General features: G+C 60.1%; 1 protein-coding gene. It reads left to right on the forward strand.

The window, feature by feature from the left end:
• A partial coding sequence (locus tag CKO28_RS27805) for a S1C family serine protease (protein ID WP_200344792.1) occupies positions 1-681 on the forward strand: 681 nt, incomplete at both ends.

The raw sequence follows: 681 nt of genomic DNA on the forward strand, positions 1-681 counted from the left end.
GCTTCCTGCTGTCCTCTGATGGCTATGTGGTGACCAATGCCCATGTAGTGCAAATGGCCGAGGAGATCATTGTGCGCACCAGTGACCGACGGGAGTTCGTCGCCACTGTGGTCGGAGCTGATGAGCGTAGCGATATTGCGCTGCTGAAACTCGATGCCAGCGATTTGCCGCAGGTCGAGATTGGCCAGGCCGCTGATCTGAAAGTGGGCGAATGGGTGCTGGCTATCGGTTCGCCGTTTGGGTTTGAGCATTCCGCTACCGCTGGCATTGTCAGCGCCAAGGGGCGCAGTCTACCCAGTGAGAACTATGTGTCCTTTATCCAGACTGATGTGGCCATCAATCCGGGCAACTCGGGCGGTCCGCTGTTTGACCTCAACGGCCAGGTCATTGGCGTGAATTCGCAGATTTACAGCCGCACCGGCGGCTTCATGGGCCTCTCTTTCGCCATCCCTATTGAGGTGGTAATGGATGTGGTCGAGCAACTGCGCACCCAGGGGCGCGTCACCCGCGGCTGGCTCGGGGTGGTGATTCAGGATGTCACCCGCGAGCTGGCCGAGACCTTTGCGCTTCAGCGTCCGCGCGGAGCCCTGGTGGCGCAGGTGATTCCCGACAGCCCGGCGCAACAGGCCGGGATGCAGGCCGGTGATGTGATTTTGAGTTTCAATGGCCAGGAGGTCATGA

Origin of the sequence: Rhodovibrio sodomensis (genome assembly GCF_016583645.1) — a bacterium.
GTDB lineage: Bacteria > Pseudomonadota > Alphaproteobacteria > Kiloniellales > Rhodovibrionaceae > Rhodovibrio > Rhodovibrio sodomensis.